Here is a 20,883-nt window from a genome sequence, read left to right on the forward strand (position 1 = left end):
ACTTCAGACATCCATCTTCCAGCTTTAATTATACTAAAACTGTCATAAATTCAGGCGATAGAGAAACAATTCCTTCTGTTAAACTTTCGGGATGTGCTGTGAAGCCTTTTAATTTGGAGGTTTTTCCTTTTAAAACTAAATCCATCAATTGTTTATCGGAAAGTTTTTTACCGAAAATATCAAATGAAACTTTAAAGCCGCAGTTTTTAAAATCGGAACATCCGATTGCGGTTTTTCCTTTCATCAAATTGTGTGTTTTACATTTCGGGCATTGAGTTTCTTCCCACGACTGTAATTCTTTTTTTACAGCAGGTTCACGCTTTTTCTTTTCTTTTACTTCTTCCTTTTCTTCATGCAAAGTGAATACTTTTGCTTTTCCATCTACGACTTTTTTGGTGAGCTCGGTCACCATTTGTATCAATTCATCTTTAAACTGGTTGGCTTCGTATTCTCCGCTTTCAATTTTACGAAGTTTTAATTCCCACTCCCCTGTTAGTTCGGGGCTTTTCAGCAATTCATCTTCGATGGTATCGATTAACTGAATGCCGGTTTGGGTAGCAATCAAATTTTTTCTTTTCTTCTCAATATATTTTCGCTTGAAAAGTGTTTCGATAATATTGGCACGGGTCGAAGGTCTTCCGATTCCGTTATTTTTCAGCATTTCACGAAGTTCATCATCATCCACTTGCTTTCCGGCAGTTTCCATCGCTCGAAGTAATGTTGCTTCCGTGTAAGGTTTTGGCGGTGAAGTTTTCCCCTGATGAATCATCGGGTCGTGAGGTCCTGTTTCCCCCACTTTAAACTCAGGAATCGTCTGTTCTTCTTCCTTATCTTTTTCTTTATCGGTCGGTTCTTCTTTGGCATCTTTTGCATAAACAGCTCTCCAACCCGGTTCGAGAATCTGTCTTCCGCTTGTTTTAAAGGGAATTGTTCCTACCTGAGCCTCAACCAGAGTATTAGAAATTTTACATTCAGGATAAAAAACGGCAATAAAACGTTTCGCAATCAAATCATAAATGAGTTTTTCTTCTCTCATTAAACTTTGAGAAGGCGGAATTTCGGTCGGAATAATTGCATGGTGGTCGGTTACTTTTGCATCATCAAATACCGTTTTAGATTTTGGAATCGGTTCTTCCAATAAAGGCGAAATTAAATCCTTATAAATAACCATACTTTGAAGAATACCTCCAATTTTCGGATACAAACTTTCTGATAGATACGTCGTATCAACACGAGGATACGTAACATGTTTTTTCTCGTAAAGACTCTGAATATATTTTAAGGTGCTGTCTGCAGAATATCCGTATTTTTTGTTGGCTTCCACCTGAAGTCCGGTCAAATCAAACAATCTCGGATTTTTTTCTTTTCCCTCTTTAATTTCAAATGAAACAATCTCAAAAGGATTTACTTTCAGATATTCCAAACCTTTTTCGGCACGTTCTAACGTTTTGAGACGGTCAATCGCAGCATTGAAAATTACATCACGATATTTGGTTTTCAATTCCCAATATTCTTCGGTTGAAAATGCTTCAATTTCTTTCTGACGTTGAACAAGCATTGCCAAAGTTGGAGTCTGCACTCTTCCAATGGATAAAACCGCTTTATTTCCACCAAATTTTTTGGTAAAAAGACGTGTTGCATTAATTCCCAATAACCAGTCTCCTATCGCTCTTGCATTTCCTGCGAGATAAAGATTTTTGTAATCTTCGGCAGGTTTTAATTTTTGAAAACCTTCTTTAATCGCTTCTTCCGTCAACGATGAAATCCATAAACGTTGTACCGGTTTATCGCATTTTGCTTTTTGCAAAACCCAACGCTGAATAAGCTCTCCTTCCTGACCAGCATCCCCGCAATTGATAACCTCATCACATTCGGCTACCAATCTTTCGATGACTTTAAACTGATTTTCAACCCCTTTATTCGGAATTAATTTGATACCGAAACTTTGGGGAATAATCGGCAGTAAAAATAAATTCCAAGATTTGTATTGCGGGCCGTAATCGTGAGGTTCTTTTAGGGTACAAAGATGTCCGAAAGTCCATGTCACACAATAGCCGTTTCCTTCCATATAGCCTTGTTTAGGCATAGTTGCGCCCAATACTTTAGCAATATCTCTGGCAACACTGGGTTTTTCGGCAATACAAAGTTTCATGAATTTTCGGGATTTTTGAAGAAGGACAAAAGTCGGGATTTTTTTTGGATTTCCCAATTTAGTTGAAATTTAACTCATACTCTTTTTTAACTGCAAAAGAGACATAAAATTTAATCGAGAAATTCAAATAATAGATATTGAATTTTATAAAATCTTTCGAACTCTTTGATGTTTTCTAATTTTATGTTTGAAATTAACATATCATTATTAATAATTACACATTCTATAATTTGTAAAAAATTCATTTTTAATAATTTCATTAACGTGTTTTTCTTCCCATTTTGTTCCAAATCCAGCTTTCAAGTTATAAAACAGTAATGTCTGTTCATAATTTGAAAGCTGAGCACGAAGAATTCTTAAATATTTTCTTTTATTTCAGTATGATATTGAATGAATATTATTCTTAACAATATAAGTATAAAGTTTTGTAATAAATTATTTTAAATTTATCTTTTTGAATATTAATATGCCTAAAATAGCAAACAGTATTAATAGAAGAAAATAGATACTTATATCAATAAATATTAATTTATATTTATCCATAATTGACCAAATCATTGAACCCAATCCAAAAACTAATCCTAAAATAGAAATATACGGCGTTAATTTTTGATTTTTCAAAGTAATTTCTTTCAATTTATAATCTAAAGCTTTCAAGTCTTTTTCCTTCTGCTTTTCTAAATTGAGTGAATCTTCATACTCGTTCCAGTTATTAAACCGAAGAATATTTTTTCCTTTATCAGAAATACCAGTTATTATTGTGGTTCCTGTATTATTTTTTGATGTATATATTAAGCCCTCGTCTTTCAAACCATTGACAGCTTTTTCAAAATATTTTTTATAATTTTTATAATTCTCAATCGCATTATCAAGCTCCCCCTCAAATTGAATTATATTATATGTTTGAATCATGTCTCTTACAAATACTAAAATTTTAAATTTTAAATAATTTTCTTCCATAAAATATATTAATTATCAAATCTAAACAACTTTATGTAGTTAAGCACCATCAATTATACATCGAACAAAAAACGCCTGAATTTCTCCGCACTTTAATAAAAGTAAATAACAAGGAATTAATAATAAATTTGTTAATCTACATTTCCAAAATACTGAATCGCTCCCACTTCTGAAACATGCATTTGATCTTCGTTTAAAACATATTCTTCATTCTGAGAATTCTTCAGAAAAGAATGACTATACAAAGCGTAAGAAGGCTGTTCGGCAAAGTCATTCTTCAGCATTTGATGTGCTTCTACAATCGGTTTTCCATATAATTTTCTAAAACTTCCGATGTCGTATTGCGAAAACTTACCGTAGTGAACAATAAACTTTAATGATAAATCGATGGTGGTATTCAACATTTCACTCAATTCCTGAATTTTCATATTGAAAGCACTTCTCATATTTTTCAACATTCCAGAAATCTTTTTGTACGAAGGTTTATTGTCGTAGCGATAAAATAGAATCGCGTCGCCCTCAATTTCTGAAATATTAAAATACTGATTGTTTACATCAATCAAAATAGTAAGTAGTTGTTTTACAATATATTCTCCGGTATAAAGTTTTGTATTGAACACAAATTCAGTAAATCCACTGAAATCGGGAATTAAAATAATTCCGTTGTTGCTGTTTGTATTCTCCATAATTCTAGGTTTTAAACCTTTATTCTTTTAGACGAAAAAAGTGTGATTTTACTTTATAAATCTGAGTCTTTTTAACTTAAATATTTTTAAATGAAACGTTTGCAAAGGCTTTTTATTCAGCAAAATTTATATCTAGTCATTGCTGAACGAAGTGCCCTTTCGAACGGAAAAACATTTTCAATAAAAAAAAGAAAACTTTGCAAACCTTGCGTTAAAAAACGCACACACAATTAAATATTTAATTGAAAACCTGCATCATAATTTTTAAGCTTATTTAAAAACATCGGAATATCTTTCACCAATTGATGACTGTGAAAAACACCGTTCGGAAGATTTCCATTAAGAACTAAAATTGCAATTTCTACTGCAACAGAGGCGGTAATTCGACCTTCGTTATTTCCTTTGAGACTTAGTCCTTTTGAGTTTCCATTTTTATCTTTGGCAATTACTTTTACTCCAAAAATATCAGTTCCCATTGGAAAGTTTTTAAAACTTTGAATCGCAAAATCCTGAACTTTCTTGTTTCTGAAAAGCTTGGTCAATCTTAATTTTCTGAGAAATGCAGTAAGCTCTGTAAACCATTCTACATCAAAAGCCATTCTGGTCTGCACTTTTGGGACATCTAAAGTATTGAGCAAAACATGTTGGTCTGAAAAATTAAAAAGATAAAAATTTCTCTCACCTGAAAGATTGGTTTTCAAAGGTTGGGTAAAACTTTTTAGAGCTTTTTCCTCATCATTTATTTTCAGTATGTAATTGGAATCTACATTCTCAAACATCCATCGATAGGCATGATCTCCATGTTTTTCACCTAAACCTAAAAGCATAAATATATGAACTGATTTTACATTTTCTATTTGAGAAACGACATGTTGTGCTAAAAGATTGGTAATTCCGGGAGCTAAACCTACGCTTAAAACTACTGTTGAATTATTTTGTTCGGCTAAAAAATGGAGCTTTTCAATTTTTTGCAAATTTTGGTAATCTGCTGAAATATCGATGTAGGAAATTCCTTTAGAAATACAAGACTCAACAAAGTCAGTATTCTGCTGATCGAGACACATAATAACCAATTCAACATCATTTAAAATTGAAAAATCGTTAGAATTATTAATATCCAACTGATGCGGAATAACTTTGTTTTGAAGGTGTTCTGCTTTTGCCTGAGCTTTCGAAAAACTTCGCCCTGCAATAATAATCTGATGTGGATATATCTTCATCAAATGCTCTGCAATCGAACTTCCTACCGCGCCGTAACCACCGACAATTAATATCTTCCCTTTCATAACCCCAAATATTTATGCAAATATCCTGGATTAATGAAAAAACCTGTTACAGAATTAAGGAACGATGTTACGGAATTAAGGAAAACTATTTTTAAACTTCAATAATCAGTTCTTTTTCGTAACCATTGTACTTTTCGGTAATATAACCGTGTGGATTGCAAATGACTTCCGTCTCTCCTATTTTATATCTTGTAGGCGTATGAATATGACCGTGAATCCAATAAAGAGGTTGATATTCTAAAATAAAATCTTCAAGATTGGAAGCGTAAGCTGAAGTAACAGGGTCATTTTTAATATTCTGTAAATTAAAATACTTTTCCAATTTAACCAAATCAAAACACAAAATAAAACACTGATAAACAGTATTTTAAATAATTAAGTTAAAATTAAAACATAAAAAGTCTATTATTTTAGTGGACTAATAGAAATATATGTTTTATATTTGCAACCGTATTCAAGTTAGGAAATGGAAATGAAATCAAAATTCACCTACAATTTTATGTCGAAGATGAGCATCAAACATATGATGATGTATTGCTGTATGCCTTTGTGTGGGAATTTTAGTGGCTGACCTTACTTTTATTATAACATATTTTTAAAGGCTTTACCACGTTGTAGAGCCTTTTTTTATTTAAAAAACTGTAGAAAAAATGATAGAGATAAAGAATATTTCAAAAACATTTCATCAGAAAAAACAAGCTTTTAAAGCTTTAGACAATATCAATTTAAACATAGAAAAAGGTGATATTGTTGGAATTATCGGTTTTTCGGGAGCCGGAAAAAGCACATTAATCCGAACCGTTAATTTATTGGAAAAACCCGATGAAGGACAAATTATCATCGACGGAAAAGATTTTACAAAATTAAATTCCAGACAGTTGGCTCAAGAAAGAAAAAAAATAGGAATGATTTTTCAACATTTCAATCTTCTTTCATCGAGAACGGTTTTTGAAAACATTGCACTTCCACTAGAATTGGATGATGTAAATAAAGATAATATCAAAGAAAAGGTAAATGAACTTTTAAAAATAGTAGGACTGGAAGATAAAGCGCATGAATATCCGAAAAGTCTTTCTGGCGGACAAAAGCAAAGGGTTGCCATCGCAAGAGCCCTTGCAAATGACCCTTACCTCCTACTTTGTGACGAAGCAACAAGCGCACTCGATCCGGCAACCACTCAATCTATTTTAGAATTATTGAGGGATATTAATCACCGTTTAGGAATCACAATTTTGTTGATAACCCACGAAATGGAAGTGATAAAAGCCATTTGTAACCACGTTGCCGTCATCGATAAAGGACAATTAGTATCAAAAGGAACTTTGAGTGAAATGATCACCAACAAAGAAAATCCTATTATCAAACAATTTTTAAACTCAGGTGTTATGACTATACCACAAGAACTTAATAAAAAACTACAGAAAGAGCCACAAGATGGTTTGTTTCCGCTAGTTGAAATCGAACTTAACGAAAGTATCAGCGTAGAAAAACTACTTTCTGTAATCTATGATCAATATAAAATTCCGTACAAACTTCTGAAAGCTGATGTAGAATATCTCGGTAACTCCAACTTCGGAAAACTGTTGCTACAATTACAGGGTGAAGCTGAAGAAAATCAGAAAGCCATCTATTATTTTAATCAGAATAACATTCAAAATACAGTAAAAGGATATGCTTAGTGATACACTAATTTCGCTTCTGTCAAAAGGAATTTGGGAGACCGTTTATATGACTTTTGTTTCCGGATTTTTCGGTTTTGTGTTAGGACTTCCTGTTGGAATTCTTCTTTTTGTCACCCGAAAAGGACAGCTTTTAGAAAACAGAATTTATAACAGAATTCTGTCGATTTTAGTGAATATTTTCAGGTCGATTCCTTTTATTATTTTAATTGTCTGGATGATTCCTTTCACAAGAGCTTTGGTAGGAACTTCTATCGGAATGAATGCGGCATTGGTTCCTCTAAGCATAGGAGCTGCACCGTTTATTGCAAGATTGGTTGAAAATAGCCTTTTGGAAATTCCGAATGGATTGATAGAAACTGCGAGAGCTTTAGGAGCAAGTCCTTTACAAATCATCAGAAAAGTTTTATTGCCTGAAGCTTTGCCATCGCTCATCAATAATGCAACAATTACTTTGATTACTCTTGTAGGATATTCTGCAATGGGAGGCGCTGTAGGAGCTGGTGGATTAGGACAAATTGGTTATCAATACGGATATATCGGCTACGATGCATTGATTATGAATCTCGTTCTTGGCTTGCTGGTTACTTTGGTTTTTATCATTCAGTTTTCAGGGGATCGATTGGCGAAAAGAGTTGACCATCGTTGAGTTCTAGGGTTTGAGAGTCGGAGAATTTTAGTGTTTTTCGAGAATTGATAACATTTAATTATGGTAATTCATTTGTTTTGATAACTAAATAAACATCCAACTCCAATCATCCAGCTTCCAACCATTTAAAAAAAATAATTTACAATGAAAAATATAAAAATTTTAGGATTAGCAGTAAGCTTACTGTTATTCGGAGCATGTAATTCTCCAAAAAAAGACGACCCCAATTTTATCAAAGTAGGAATAACTTCCGGTCCTGAGCAACAGATTGCCGAAACCGCTAAAAAAGTAGCTAAAGAAAAATATAATCTGGAAGTAGAATTGGTTTCTTTCAATGATTACGTGATTCCCAATGAGGCTTTAAATAATGGCGACATCGATGCGAATGCTTTCCAACACGTGCCTTATCTGAACGAACAATCAAAACAACGAGGTTATAAACTAGCCGTTATCGGAAATACTTTTGTTTATCCAATTGTAGCGTATTCAAAAAAGATAAAGAATATTAGCGAGCTTCAAAACGGAAGTACTATCGTGATTCCAAACGACCCTACCAATGGAGGACGTTCTCTTTTACTTTTACAAAAAAAAGGGTTACTCAAATTAAAAAATGGAATTGGTTCCCTACCCAAAGTAACCGATATTGTAGAAAATCCTAAACAGTTGAAAATACTTGAAATAGAAGCACCACAATTGCCCAGAGTATTAGACGATAAAGAAGTGGTCATTGCTATTATCAACAATAATTTTGCAGCTCAAGCTGGATTGGATGCCGATAAAAACGGAATTTTCAAAGAAGATAAAGATTCTCCTTACATGAATGTTATCGTTTCAAGAGAAGACAATAAAAATACAGATAAAGTAAAAAACTTCCTGAAAGCGTATCAGTCTAAAGAAGTGGAAGATAAAGCCAAAGAAGTCTTCAAAGGCGGCGCTGTAAAAGGCTGGAATTAATCGAACAATTGGTTGATAGTTGTCAGTTGATGATTAAAAATTCCCCTTCTCTGAAGGGGTGGATTTTTGCGCCAGCAAAAAGACGGGGTAGTTTATACAGCCTTACACTTTAAAAATTCTATTATTATATGCGATGCCGCTTCGGAAAAACCTTTGTCTCCGGAGCGGTATTTTTTATTTTGAAATACTCTTAAATTGAATAACATTCATTGAGTAAAACAAATCGCAAACAACCTACTTTATAAAATATTTCTTAATCAACCTTAACCACTTAAATGCCCTTAATAGTTCAAATTTAACACAAGTAATAATCTTTCAAACTCTAGAAATTTTATAAACTGTTAATCAAAATTAATCATTTCTCAAAAAATATATTTTCTCAATTTGAGATAATAAATATTTTACCTATTTTTGTAAACAATCAATAAAAAGTTTTTTATGTTGAAGAAAACTGTACTACTAAGTTTGTTTACGCTAATATCTGCCTCATCAATGGCTCAAACCAATACGACTCCTGTTTATTTAGACGAATCTAAGCCTGTTGAACAGCGAATTCAGGACGCACTTTCCAGAATGACACTGGAAGAAAAAATAGCTATGCTTCATGCACAGTCAAAGTTCAGTTCTCCCGGCGTTCCAAGATTGGGAATTCCTGAATTCTGGACAACCGACGGACCACACGGAGTTCGCCCCGAAGTAATGTGGGATGAATGGGACCAAGCCGGATGGACCAACGACTCCATTATCGCCTACCCTGCTTTGACCGCTTTATCAGCAACATGGAACAAGAAAATGTCTTGGAACTATGGTAAAGCCTTAGGTGAAGAAGCAAGATACAGAAAAAAAGACATTCTTTTAGGACCTGGAGTAAACATTTACAGAACACCTTTAAACGGAAGAAACTTCGAATATATGGGTGAAGATCCGTATTTAACCTCTAAAATGGTAGTTCCTTACATTCAGGGAGTGCAATCTAATGGAGTGGCAACTTCTGTAAAACATTTTGCATTAAATAATCAGGAAATGTTCCGTCATACAAGCAACGTGATTATTGATGACAGAACGTTGTATGAAATTTATCTTCCACCTTTCAAAGCTGCAGTAACAGAAGGAGATTCTTGGACAATTATGGGTGCTTACGATATGTATAAAAACCAATATGCAAGCCAAAATAAATATCTTTTAAATGACATTCTTAAAGGAGAATGGAAATACAAAGGTGTTGTGGTTTCAGATTGGGGCGCAGTTAACAACACAGAACAGGCAATTCACAACGGACTAGATGTAGAATTCGGAAGCTGGACCAATGGTCTTTCTGCAGGAACAAGAAATGCATACGACAATTATTATTTAGCAAAACCTTACTTAGACCTTATTAAATCTGGAAAAGTAGGAACTGCAGAGCTTGACGACAAAGTGACAAGGCTTTTACGTTTAGCTTATAAAACTACGATGAACACCAAAAAACCTTTTGGAAACATCGCTTCTGAGGAACACAAAGCCGTAGCAAAAGAAATCGGTGAAGAAGGAATTGTTTTATTGAAAAACCAAAACAACGTACTTCCTATCGACATCAACAAAGCAAAGAAAATTGCGGTAATTGGTGAGAATGCTATCAAAGTAATGACTGTAGGTGGAGGTTCTTCTTCATTAAAAGTAAAATATGAAACGTTACCTTTAGACGGAATCAAAGCGAAGTTTGGAAAAAATTCAGACGTACAATATGCAAGAGGCTATGTAGGAGACATCGGTGGTGAATACAACGGTGTGAAATCTGGTCAGGATTTGAAAGATACGCGTTCTCCGGAAGAATTATTAAACGAAGCTGTTGAGTTGGCAAAAAAATCTGACTATGTTATTTTCGTAGGCGGATTAAACAAAGCAGATTTCCAGGATAGCGAAGGAAACGACAGAAAAAGCTACGGACTTCCGTACAATCAAGACAACGTAATCTCTGCTTTGTCAAAAGCAAACAAAAATTTCACGGTTGTTTTAATTACAGGAAATGCAGTGGCAATGCCTTGGATTAAAGATGTTCCTTCAGTAGTTCAGGGTTGGTATTTAGGCTCTGAAGCAGGAAATTCTATCGCTTCTATTTTGGCGGGTGACGCCAATCCTTCAGGAAAACTGCCGTTTACCTTCCCTGTAAAATTAGAAGACAATTCAGCGCACACAATGGGTGAATATCCAGGAAATAAAGAAGAATTAGCTGCCGGAAAAGGAAAAGACCAGAAAAATCCTATCAACATTACCTACAACGAAGGAATATTTGTAGGGTACCGTTGGCATGATACCAAAAAAATTAAGCCTCTATTCAGTTTCGGTCATGGTTTAAGCTACACTACTTTCGAGTTTGGAAAAGCCAAAGCCGATAAAACAAGCATGAATCAGGATGATAAAATCACATTCACGGTTACTGTAAAAAATACAGGTAAAAAAGCGGGTGCTGAAGTGGCACAGCTTTATATTACCGATGTAAAGTCGTCTGTTGAACGCCCTGCGAAAGAACTGAAAGGTTTCGAAAAAGTATTCTTAAACCCTGGTGAGCAGAAAGAAGTGACTTTCACCATCGACAAAACTGCTTTAAGCTATTTCCATATTCAGAAACACGACTGGGTTGCAGAACCTGGAGATTTCGAAGCACAAATAGGAAACTCTTCAGATGCTATCAAAACAAAAGTGAAGTTTACGCTAAAGTAATTTATCGAAAAACAACACGTATATTTTAATATTATTTAGTGAAAATCCGCATTGTCATGATGCGGATTTTTTGTTTTTAAAGCTTTTTATTTCTTCGGATTCTATTTTTTTAGAAGCTATTTCCCGCTATCCACTCATACTCCTCACGCTAAAACTTTCCAACACCCAAGCCCTCCAACTTTCCCACTGCTAGCTGCGGGGTAACCGTTTCTATCGGGGCTAGGGAAATCATTTCGCTTAAGCTACTTAGTCAAAAATCCTTTGAGTTTTCACCATTCTTCCAAAGGAACAAAAACACTAATACATGACAATCAAAACTTTAACATCTAACAATAACTGATTAAATATTCAAAAGAATTTATTTTGAAAATCTTTGATTTTCCTCTTAAGTGTTCTAAATATTTTCGAAGCTTTAACCTTAAAGCTAATGTGACTCATGTGTTAAAAAAAAAATGGTTAAAAAAAACGTAACAGATTAAAATCCATTACGTTCTCAAGATTCGAAAATCTTTCTTTCATTTACTTTTTATTCAAAAGAGAAATATAATCTCCGTATCCTTTTGCCTTCATTTCACCTTTCGGAATAAACTTTAGGGAAGCAGAATTAATGCAATATCTCAATCCACCTTTATCTTTCGGGCCGTCATCAAAAACGTGACCCAAATGGGCATCACCGGTTTTACTTCTCACCTCTGTTCTCGCCATTCCGATTGAGTTATCATTTTTTTCATCGATTACATTTTTAGAAATCGGCTTCGAAAAACTTGGCCATCCGCAACCCGATTCAAATTTATCCGTAGAAATAAATAACGGCTCTCCAGTTGTAATATCTACATAAATCCCTTCACGAAATTCTTTATCATATTCATTAGAATAAGGTCTTTCTGTTGCATTTTCCTGAGTCACTTTATATTGTTCAGCAGTTAGTGTTTTCTTCAAAACTTCCTTATCCTGCTTTTGGTATTTCGCTTTTGGAAGCGGATTGGCATTTTTTGCCATTTCAAACAATCCTGGCTCAATGTGACAGTAGCCTCCCGGATTTTTGTCTAAATAATCCTGATGATAAGATTCCGCAGTATAGAAGTTTTTCAAAGGAATCGTCTCTACAACGACAGGCTTGTTGTAATTTTTAGATAATTTCTGAACTTCTTCTTTAATAATAGCCTCCGTATCTTTATCGGTAGAATAAATTCCCGTTCTGTACTGGTCACCTCTGTCATTTCCTTGTTTGTCGATGCTTGTAGGGTCAATGGTTTTAAAATACAAATCGATTAATAATTTCAAATCAACTTGTTCGGGGTCATATTTTACTTTTACAGTTTCGGCAAAACCTGTAGTATGACTGACTACTTCTTCATAAGTAGGATTTTTCTTGTTTCCGTTGGCATACCCAACTTCAGTTCCTACAACCCCTCTGATTTGTTGAAAAAAATGCTCGGTTCCCCAAAAGCAACCGCCTGCAAAATAAACTTCTTTTACATTTCTAGCATTCATAGTGGTCTCATTTTCTTTTTTAATTGATGAAGATTGTTGTTTTGCATCTCCGCAGCTTGTCGCAAAGACTGCAATTCCCAGAGTTATTCCGAGAAATGTGAATATATTTTTCATTTTTGTTTTATTAGGTGTGTTCATTTTTTCCATTTAAAAGCATTAAACCAAATCCTAAAAGCATCAAATCTTTAAGAATAAAAAAGTCAGTAACGGGAACGCCGTCTACAATATGCCAAACATTCGGTGTTGTAAAGAGGTAACTTAACGTCACCAAAAAAGTAACAACCATTCCGATGCCTCCATATTTTTTAAGAGATGCAAATTTCACGCTAAAGATTAATAACAAGGCAATGATAATTTCTATGACACCGATTATATTAGAAACCGCTTGTTCGCTCATAATATCATATACGAAAAACGTGAGAAAATGGTTTTCTACCAATGGTCTTATGGCAGCTGCTTCGGTAGGGGTAAATTTGAAAGCGCCAATCCAAAGCAAAATAATTGCTGCTCCGAAAAGCGAAATATAATAACCGATTTTGTACGTTGGTAAGCCTTTTTGTTGAAATGTCTGTTGCATTGTTTTTAGATTTTGAATTAATATGTATTATTTTCAAAACTATAGTCGCAATGATTTCAAAATCCTGACAATTCTTTTCTTAAAAATCTATCTTTTTTAATATCTTATTTTTAAAATCCTGAATTTCAGATTCATTAAGTATATTTTCATCTTCCTTCGATAATCTTTTTTTCAAGAGAGAATCTAAAATTTTCAATTTTTCTTCGTACGCTTTACACCATTTACAAATCTTCAAATGCATAGAAAGCTGCCAATTCTCTTTTTGAGAAATGTTGTTTGCATTGCGCTTTTCCAGCAATAAAGTCGCTGTACTACAGGGCAAAAAGAAAATATGTATTATTTTTCTAAACATTTTTATTCCTTATGATTTTGAAAACCAATTCATTTCAAGACACTCTCGCAACTGCATTCTGGTTCGCTGTAAAATCTTCCAAAGATTAGTCGTAGAAATATCTAATTCCTGACTTACTTCGGGTGCTTTTTTTTCCTCAAGGTAATACATTTTCATGGGGATTTTCCATCGCGAAGGCAAATCTTCTATGCAATCTTCCAGACTTTTATTAAAATCCTGATTGTCTAAAAGTTCAGATTCCGGGTTAGAAACATTCCAGTCATTTAAGACCGAATCATTTTTCCAGGAACCGGTTTCATCAAAAAAATGGTCGAGTTTAATCGTTGGTTCCGACTTGTATTTTTTACGGTAAAAATCAGCCACTTTATTATTAAGAATCGTGTTGAGCCAAGTTAAAGGTTTGCTTTTCCCTTCAAAAGAGTCGTAAGATGAAAAGGCGGCAATGAAAACTTCCTGAACGATATCTTCCGCCTCCAGCTTATCCGACAGCAGAAAAATAGCTCTTCTGAGCAAGGATTCAGAATATTCTTCAATCCAAATTTTTAAAGCTTCGTTTTTCGTCATTTTTTTTGATTGTATCTTTTCAGATGCTAACGAAGGTAATAAGTTAAACTCAGAAGTGCAAAGTTTTTATTAATCCTTTTTAATGGTTCATCCAAGATTCTATGATGAACCGTTTTTAAACATAATCCGATGTTAACAGTATTTTTGTCATTCCGTAGGAATCTCGACATTATAAAATTCAGCAGTTTAGATTGCTACCGGAATGACAAAATTTACGTTCTTAATTTTATGATTATTGTGGACTTTTAAAATCTATTATGAATGTTTTGAAAATGGCTGTAAACCTAGCCCCGATTGCAGTGAAAATCCTTTTTTGAAAAAAAAGATTGTAACGAAAAGCGGGAAAAAGCTCCTGAAAAAAAATTATAAATAATGAACGATTAATTATAGATTTCTTATTCTTCGAAATGACAAACTCAAAACTATATTTTACAAATACATTAAAACATAAAACTATATTTTTCTATTCCTTTAAAAACCTTAAATTTGCATCTTATCGAAAATTGATTAAAGCAAAGCAACACAATATAATTATGACATCACAAGAGATACGTCAGAAATTTTTAGATTATTTTAAAAGCAAAGACCACCTTATCGTTCCTTCTGCACCCATTGTGCTGAAAGACGACCCTACCCTAATGTTTTCTAACTCGGGAATGACGCAGTTTAAAGATTTTTTCTTAGGCTACAAAACGCCAACTGCCCCTAGAATTGCCGATACACAGAAGTGTTTGAGAGTTTCGGGGAAACATAATGATTTGGACGATGTAGGTAGAGATACTTACCATCACACCATGTTTGAGATGTTGGGAAACTGGTCTTTTGGTGATTATTTCAAAAAAGATGCGATTGCTTTTGCCTGGGAATTGTTGACAGAAGTGTACGGAATTCCTAAAGAGAACTTGTATGTAACGATTTTTGAAGGAGATGCTTCTGAGAATCTTGAAAGAGACCAGGATGCCTATGATTACTGGAAATCTGTGATTTCTGAAGACCGAATTATCAATGGAAACAAAAAAGATAATTTCTGGGAAATGGGGGCAAGCGGACCTTGCGGACCTTGTTCGGAAATCCACATCGATTTAAGAACTCCTGAAGAAAAAGCGAAAGTTTCAGGATTGGAATTGGTGAACAATGACCATCCTCAAGTGGTGGAAGTTTGGAATCTCGTTTTCATGGAATTCAACAGAAAAGCAGATGGTTCTCTTGAGAAATTACCAGCTCAACATGTAGATACTGGAATGGGCTTTGAGCGTCTTTGTATGGCACTTCAAGCGAAAACTTCTAACTATGATACTGATGTTTTCACGCCTTTAATTGCTAAAGTGGAAGAACTTTCAGGGAAGAAATATACCGGAATTTTAGAAGATGAAAAAGATATTGCAATCCGTGTAGTGGTAGACCATATTAGAGCGGTTTCTTTTGCAATTGCAGACGGACAATTGCCTTCAAACGGAGGTGCAGGTTACGTAATCAGAAGAATTTTAAGAAGAGGAATTTCTTATTCTTACCGATTCTTAGACATGAAAGAACCTTTCCTTTACAAATTGGTTGCTGTTCTTCAGGAACAAATGGGAACATTCTTCCCAGAGTTGCAGAAGCAAGGAACTTTGGTAACGGAAGTGATTAAAAGTGAAGAAGAATCTTTCTTAAGAACGATTGAGACAGGATTAATCAGAGTCGAAAAATTGATTCAGCAAACCATTTCTGAAGGTAAAAAAGTATTACCAACTCAAGAAGTTTTTGAATTATATGATACCTACGGTTTCCCAGATGATTTAACAAGAATTATCGCTGAGGAAAAAGGATTAACGATTGATGAAGCAGGATTTGAACAAGCTTTAAATGAGCAAAAGAAACGTTCAAAAGCAGATTCAGCTCAGAAAGTTTACGACTGGGTAACTTTAGAAGAAAGAGAAGAAAACTTTGTAGGTTATGATGTTTTAGAGTCTGAAACCTATATTACAAGATACCGAAAAGTAGAAAATAAAGACGGCGAATTTTATCAGGTCGTGTTGAGCAACTCTCCTTTCTATCCGGAAGGTGGTGGACAAACCGGTGACAAAGGTGTTCTTGAAAATGCTACGGAAAGTCTTGAAGTTTTAGAAACCAAAAAAGAAAACGGATTGATTATTTCTTTAATCAATGCGCTTCCAAAAGATGCAGGAGCAGTTTTCTATGCTAAAGTAAATGCTACTGACAGAAAAAATTCTCAAGCCAATCACTCGGTAACCCATTTGTTGCACGAAGCTTTGAGAGACGTTTTAGGAACGCACGTTGAGCAAAAAGGTTCGTTTGTTGGTCCTGATTATCTTCGTTTTGACTTCTCTCATTTCTCTAAAATGACGGAGGAAGAATTAGCATTGGTTGAAGAAAAAGTAAATGCTAAAATCAAAGAAAGTATTGCTTTGCAGGAATTCAGAAATATTCCGATTCAGGAGGCTTTGGAGAGAGGTGCAATGGCTTTGTTTGGTGAAAAATATGGTGACAGTGTGAGAATGATTCAGTTTGGAAGTTCTAAGGAACTTTGCGGTGGAACTCACGTAAAAAATACCAGCGAAATCGGTCATTTCAAAATTGTTTCTGAAAGTTCTGCAGCTGCAGGAATCAGAAGGATTGAAGCAATTTCTGGAGATAAATCTCAAGAATATTTCAACAGTTTAGAAAAACAAATTGCTGAACTTTCTCAGTTATTAAAATCTAAAGACGTTGTAAAATCAATTGAGAAATTAATTGAAGAAAACGCAACTTTAAAATCTGAAGTTGAAGCTTTCAAAAAAGAAAAAGCAAAAGGCGAAATTGGAGACTGGAAAAACGCTTACGAGCAGAAAGATGGTAAATTACTTTTGGTGAAGAGAACTTCTTTAGATGCAGGTTCTGTAAAAGACATCGTCTTCCAATTGAAAAAAGAAATCCCAACTTCGATAACGATTATTCTATCAGATGCAGACGACAAACCCATGATTACCATTGGCGTTTCAGATGATTTAGCTGGAATCTATCAAGCTGGAGCATTGATTAAAGATTTAGCGAAAGAAATCCAAGGCGGCGGTGGTGGAAACCCAGGTTTTGCCACAGCCGGAGGAAAAAATCTTGATGGCTTGGAAAATGCTTATCAAAAGGCGCTGAATATTTAATTATTCTATAAAATATAAATAATAAAGCAACTGTCTTAATGGCAGTTGCTTTTATTTTCACCGTATTTGAGTTTTCATAAACATCAATTCAATAAGCACATTTATAATTCAATAGGGATGGGTTTTAACCCATCCATCAAAATTAACGAGGCAATTGGCTTTAGCCAAAACTTATGATTGTTTTGGCTAAAGCCCTATTCTTGCTGTGAATTGAAAACATCAATATCGTTTTTAATCATCCCATTAAAATCAACAGCCACTTTGTCATTCCGCAGGAACCTCAACAACGCAAAAATAAAGCAGCTTAGATTGACTTCGCGAACCACTACGTTAGGTTTCCTACGGAAAGACAAACAAACCGATAAAAATAAATTCAATAGGGATGGGTTTTAACCCATCCATCAAAATTAACGAGGCAATTGGCTTTAGCCAAAACTTATGATTGTTTTGGCTAAAGCCCTATTCTTGCTGTGAATTGAAAACATCAATATCGTTTTTAATCATCCCATTAAAATCAACAGCCACTTTGTCATTCCGTAGGAGCCTCAACAACGCAAAAATAAAGCAGCTAAGATTCTTCCAGAAATCAAAGATTCGACGAAGTCAATGACAAACAAGCTGTTAAAACGAAAAGGTCGGGCTAAAGCCCAACCCTATTGAATAGATACACATCTCGAATGTCTAAAATGCTATAAATAATTCACCGTATCGCTTACTCCCCCTCCACTGGCGGTACCTCGGGCAAACCACTTGGGGTGTCGTAGATGATATAGTCGTTGTATTTGGCTTCGTTGGTTTCGTAGAAGATATCTTGGCCGATACCTGCGTATTTGATGAGCAGTTGGTAGAGCGTGTTGAGCACTTCTACCCTGCTTTCGGTGGCTAAATCCCTGTCTGAAATACCTTTCGCTTGGGTATCGATGGCGACGTCTAGGGTATTGCGTTGCATCATGAGAATGTTTATTTTCTCAGGAGTAAGACCTTCTGCGGATAGTTCGAAAAGATACTTTTCTGCGGTAAGACTCATGATTTTGGCAACCCGCACGATTTCGGCATCGCTTTGCTGGCTGATGTCGGCATTGCCAAACTCTTTGTGTTTTGCACTGTACTGTCCGAAAACATTTTCTGCCATATTAAAAATACTGCGCATGGTTTTCTCGAGGGCTTTTCGGGCGGCATCTTTCTGTTCGGTAAGATTTATTTTAATGGCTTCCAGCTGTTCATCGTTGGGGAAGCTTTCTACGATGTCGCGGGCAGTTGTCAGTTCAAATTTCTTGGCGGCGTTGTAGCCACGGTCTGCAAATTCGGTAAAGTCTCTGTCGAGTAAATCGATGTATTCATCGGCTTTTTGTTTTAGGACAGCATCGGTTAGTCTGAAAATGCGGACTACTTGTTCTTTTTTCATAATGTTATTGTTATTTGTGTTTGAAAAATATAATTAAAGTCTCATTGCTATAGATTATTTACGATTTATGTTTTCTCTAAAAGCTATGTAAAGTATTGAAATGTAACAAATTGTACTTGATTGCCTCTTCGAAGTGCTTGATTTCCTATTCGTAATGCTTGATTGCTTCATCGAAATGATTGACGCTCTCATCGAAATGCTTGATTACGTTAACGAAACACTTTATTTTCTCAACGAAGTGCTTGATTCTCTCAACTGAATGCCTGAATGCTATTTCGAAGCGGTTGAAGCGGTCATCTAACTTCTTGAGTAGTTTATCGTAATGCTTTATCGCTTTTTAAGAGGAGCAATATGTTTTGTATTATTAGTATTTTCTGAAATCCGGTGGTGCCGGAAGCGTGCGCATGAATTGCGGGGTTATTTTTAAATATCATCATTTTGTTTTTGTGTGTTGTTAAAGCAAATATAAAAATATTTTTGAATAATTATGGTAAAGTGAGATTGTTTTTTTATGAGAAAAATAGCTCTTGATATAGGTTCTTTAAAATACATTCTCTTCCAATTGAAGAAAGGAATTCCAATTTCTGTAACGATTATTCTTTCTGATGCCGACGGAAAACCAATGATTACGGTTGGTGTTTCTGATTATTTAGCTTCAAGTTATCAAGCCGGAACCATCATTAAATATTTGGTAAAAAAAATCCAAGGTGGTGGCGGTGGAAACCCAAGTTTCGCTACAGCTGGAGGAAAAAATATTGACGGTCTGGAAAATGCTTATCAGAAGGCTTTGAATAGTTAAATTACTAATAAATAGTACCATTTTTGCGGTTTCTATACAAACAATCCCTTTCAGTTTTTGAAAGGGATTGTTTGTGTTTACTGTTTTTTATTTTGTTAAATATTGAAAAAATCAAGAGAAAAAGTAATTTTCGGATTATTCTGACGAACTATTACTCTTGTTCTATAACCTTCCTTATCATTCTCTAAAATAAAACTATAAATATTTGTATTTTGGTTTTCCCAGTTTTCACTTTTTCTCTAATCATAATCTAACTTTTGGAAATTTTCATTATTAATTAGTTTCATTTTTGCTGAAAGGTAATTATGGTTTAGAACATATAGAATCTGAAACTCAATTCATTTATCTACATGCAAAAAAGTTCAATAGAATAAGGAAAACTTCTTTCATCACGGCGATTGTGTATAAAATATTGCAAACAGTTTGGGTATTGCCGAAGGTGGGAGTTTTAAATACAAAAGGCCAGTCTAAGAACGAGGTTTGAATCTTATACAAATGCTCAATTGAAGTCATTCAGCCCCGCTTGTGTCAATACCTTGTTGTGTACACTGCTTCAGCATCACTCCTTTATTGAATCAGTCGAACAGTCTCGTTTGGCTATTACTCATTCTATATTCGTCTATTAATTTCTCCTTGATCGTCTGAATATTTGTGTTCGTCATGATTTCTCTTAATCTCGTTGGGTTTATTGTCTTCAAAAAGAAATACGCCATAACAGCATGAGCGTCTAATTCTGAAAGCTGACATATATATTCTTTGTCATTTGTCCCATTATGCTTAATGTATTTTTCACCATGCAAATATTCAAATTCACCTTTTTGATAGTAATGCGTCAATTCATGAACGATTACCGAACCTGCTTTAGTCATTTGAAGCTCTGAAACATTGGTTTCATCATATGTAAGAATTGATTTTAAACTATGGCTCGTCAGAATAAATGGGTCTAAGTAATACATACTATCCGGACTGTCTGGATGAATAACTCCATTAATGTCGCTATGAATTCTGAAAACAGCATTGTACTCTGATAATTCGTCCCAAGCTGATACTTCTAATTTTCCGTCTTCCGGAATATTCGGTCGAACCTCTATGTTTAAGATGTTCATTATTTGTTGTGTTTCTATTTTTAGTTGTTCAATCATATCAGAATTAAATGTTTGGTTCGTCACTGTCAAAATAATTTTTTTCAATCAATAATTGCAGAAGATTCATTCTATTTGCATTTTGAAATCTGTTTGTCGTTCGGCATTGTGCACAACATTTGGTTTTAGCCAATGCGTCAAACCAAATTATAATTTGCTAAAAATAAATAATATCTAATCATAAAGCAACTTTAATTCAAACCAAAATGAAAAAATAAAATTTACATCTACTTAATATAAAAAATTATTCTACAAATAATTTGAAGCTAGAATTGACTGAGATTTAACATTAGAAAAATTAGCCGCCGCAAAAACACTTAAAATCCTTAAACAAAACCTCATTTCTC

16 protein-coding genes and 2 pseudogenes are annotated in these 20,883 nt (G+C 34.4%); 6 read left to right on the forward strand and 12 right to left on the reverse strand.

The window, feature by feature from the left end:
- Window positions 1-28 precede the first annotated feature (28 nt).
- From LO744_RS13640 to LO744_RS13660, 6 genes and pseudogenes are all read right to left on the reverse strand, one after another.
- On the reverse strand, window positions 29-2,152 hold the full coding sequence (locus LO744_RS13640; RefSeq protein ID WP_230670110.1) for a type IA DNA topoisomerase: 2,124 nt from the start codon (window positions 2,150-2,152) through the stop codon (window positions 29-31).
- A gap of 207 nt (window positions 2,153-2,359) precedes the next feature.
- Window positions 2,360-2,515: pseudogene (locus tag LO744_RS20495) on the reverse strand (putative phage abortive infection protein); the annotation flags it as partial.
- Between the two features lie 72 nt (window positions 2,516-2,587).
- Window positions 2,588-3,112: a hypothetical protein gene (locus LO744_RS13645; RefSeq protein WP_230670111.1), complete on the reverse strand. Its 525-nt coding sequence runs from the start codon at window positions 3,110-3,112 to the stop codon at window positions 2,588-2,590.
- A 131-nt stretch (window positions 3,113-3,243) separates the two neighbouring features.
- The gene (locus tag LO744_RS13650; RefSeq protein ID WP_230670113.1) at window positions 3,244-3,798 is read right to left on the reverse strand and encodes a DUF2652 domain-containing protein; all 555 of its coding nucleotides are present in this window, start codon (window positions 3,796-3,798) and stop codon (window positions 3,244-3,246) included.
- Window positions 3,799-4,028: 230 nt separating this feature from the next.
- Window positions 4,029-5,084, reverse strand: a complete 1,056-nt coding sequence (locus tag LO744_RS13655; RefSeq protein WP_230670115.1) for a saccharopine dehydrogenase family protein — start codon at window positions 5,082-5,084, stop codon at window positions 4,029-4,031.
- A 91-nt stretch (window positions 5,085-5,175) separates the two neighbouring features.
- The gene (locus tag LO744_RS13660) at window positions 5,176-5,406 is read right to left on the reverse strand and encodes a metallophosphoesterase family protein (RefSeq protein ID WP_230670117.1); all 231 of its coding nucleotides are present in this window, start codon (window positions 5,404-5,406) and stop codon (window positions 5,176-5,178) included.
- A 328-nt stretch (window positions 5,407-5,734) separates the two neighbouring features.
- Between LO744_RS13660 and LO744_RS13665 the strand changes: the two genes are divergently transcribed.
- From LO744_RS13665 to LO744_RS13680, 4 genes are all read left to right on the forward strand, one after another.
- A complete protein-coding gene (locus tag LO744_RS13665) occupies window positions 5,735-6,763 on the forward strand; it encodes a methionine ABC transporter ATP-binding protein (protein WP_230670119.1) in 1,029 nt (342 codons plus the stop codon).
- Window positions 6,756-7,412 carry a methionine ABC transporter permease MetI gene (gene metI / locus LO744_RS13670; protein ID WP_230670121.1) on the forward strand — a complete coding sequence of 219 codons (657 nt, stop codon included), beginning with the start codon at window positions 6,756-6,758 and terminating at the stop codon, window positions 7,410-7,412. The genes LO744_RS13665 and metI overlap by 8 nt, the downstream gene beginning before the upstream one ends.
- Before the next feature lie 144 nt (window positions 7,413-7,556).
- On the forward strand, window positions 7,557-8,366 hold the full coding sequence (metQ, locus tag LO744_RS13675) for a methionine ABC transporter substrate-binding lipoprotein MetQ (protein WP_230670123.1): 810 nt from the start codon (window positions 7,557-7,559) through the stop codon (window positions 8,364-8,366).
- A gap of 438 nt (window positions 8,367-8,804) precedes the next feature.
- Window positions 8,805-11,066 (forward strand): glycoside hydrolase family 3 C-terminal domain-containing protein, encoded by a 2,262-nt coding sequence (locus tag LO744_RS13680; protein ID WP_230670125.1) that lies wholly within the window; start codon window positions 8,805-8,807, stop codon window positions 11,064-11,066.
- Between the two features lie 519 nt (window positions 11,067-11,585).
- Here the strand turns inward: LO744_RS13680 and msrB are convergent.
- The 4 genes from msrB to LO744_RS13700 all read right to left on the reverse strand — a co-directional run bounded on the left by msrB (window position 11,586) and on the right by LO744_RS13700 (window position 14,053).
- The gene (msrB, locus tag LO744_RS13685) at window positions 11,586-12,674 is read right to left on the reverse strand and encodes a peptide-methionine (R)-S-oxide reductase MsrB (protein ID WP_230670127.1); all 1,089 of its coding nucleotides are present in this window, start codon (window positions 12,672-12,674) and stop codon (window positions 11,586-11,588) included.
- A 10-nt stretch (window positions 12,675-12,684) separates the two neighbouring features.
- The gene (locus tag LO744_RS13690) at window positions 12,685-13,137 is read right to left on the reverse strand and encodes a DUF417 family protein (RefSeq protein ID WP_230670129.1); all 453 of its coding nucleotides are present in this window, start codon (window positions 13,135-13,137) and stop codon (window positions 12,685-12,687) included.
- Window positions 13,138-13,216: 79 nt separating this feature from the next.
- Window positions 13,217-13,489, reverse strand: coding sequence for a hypothetical protein (locus LO744_RS13695; RefSeq protein ID WP_230670130.1), 273 nt, complete (start codon window positions 13,487-13,489; stop codon window positions 13,217-13,219).
- A 9-nt stretch (window positions 13,490-13,498) separates the two neighbouring features.
- Window positions 13,499-14,053 carry a sigma-70 family RNA polymerase sigma factor gene (locus tag LO744_RS13700; protein WP_230670132.1) on the reverse strand — a complete coding sequence of 185 codons (555 nt, stop codon included), beginning with the start codon at window positions 14,051-14,053 and terminating at the stop codon, window positions 13,499-13,501.
- A 533-nt stretch (window positions 14,054-14,586) separates the two neighbouring features.
- Between LO744_RS13700 and alaS the strand changes: the two genes are divergently transcribed.
- Window positions 14,587-17,190: an alanine--tRNA ligase gene (gene alaS / locus LO744_RS13705; protein ID WP_230670134.1), complete on the forward strand. Its 2,604-nt coding sequence runs from the start codon at window positions 14,587-14,589 to the stop codon at window positions 17,188-17,190.
- A gap of 712 nt (window positions 17,191-17,902) precedes the next feature.
- Here the strand turns inward: alaS and LO744_RS13710 are convergent.
- On the reverse strand, window positions 17,903-18,595 hold the full coding sequence (locus tag LO744_RS13710) for a hypothetical protein (protein ID WP_230670136.1): 693 nt from the start codon (window positions 18,593-18,595) through the stop codon (window positions 17,903-17,905).
- A 526-nt stretch (window positions 18,596-19,121) separates the two neighbouring features.
- Between LO744_RS13710 and LO744_RS13715 the strand changes: the two are divergent.
- Window positions 19,122-19,394 (forward strand): annotated as a pseudogene (locus tag LO744_RS13715) (DHHA1 domain-containing protein); the annotation flags it as partial.
- 575 nt (window positions 19,395-19,969) lie between these two features.
- Here the strand turns inward: LO744_RS13715 and LO744_RS13720 are convergent.
- On the reverse strand, window positions 19,970-20,500 hold the full coding sequence (locus LO744_RS13720) for a hypothetical protein (RefSeq protein ID WP_230670138.1): 531 nt from the start codon (window positions 20,498-20,500) through the stop codon (window positions 19,970-19,972).
- Window positions 20,501-20,883 lie beyond the last annotated feature (383 nt).

The sequence above is a fragment of the Chryseobacterium turcicum genome (assembly GCF_021010565.1).
GTDB lineage: Bacteria > Bacteroidota > Bacteroidia > Flavobacteriales > Weeksellaceae > Chryseobacterium > Chryseobacterium turcicum.